The following is a 351-nucleotide window of genomic DNA, read 5'->3' on the forward strand; positions in this document are numbered from 1 at the left end:
TGCACGCTCCGTTTGCGTAATGGCCAAAGACCATCCGCTGACGAAACATAAAATTATCCGCCCTGAAAATCTCCGTGATGAGCCACTGGTACTGCTCGGAAGACGCCGTTCACCGCGCCATGATCTCGATCTGGTCTTTTCATCCCACGGTGTCCGGCCGAAAATCCGGCTTGAAGCTCATTCGGTCAGTTCAGCCTGTGGGTTTTCTGCGGAAGGGATCGGCGTCTCTATCGTCAATTCCCTGCTGGTGCAGGACTGTATGGATCTGGATACGGAGGTCCGGCTGTTTCTTCCCGATGTGCCGCATCATTTTGCATTTGTTTATCCGGATAAGCCACGGCTCCCTGAGCT

At 53.8% G+C, this 351-nt stretch carries 1 protein-coding gene; it reads left to right on the forward strand.

The features are described 5' to 3' along the window. Positions 1-351: LysR substrate-binding domain-containing protein (locus tag HBA93_RS19550; protein WP_286202076.1), on the forward strand; the 351-nt coding region annotated here is incomplete at both ends.

Source organism: Ochrobactrum sp. SFR4, from assembly GCF_019730395.1.
In the GTDB taxonomy this organism is placed as follows: domain Bacteria; phylum Pseudomonadota; class Alphaproteobacteria; order Rhizobiales; family Rhizobiaceae; genus Pseudochrobactrum.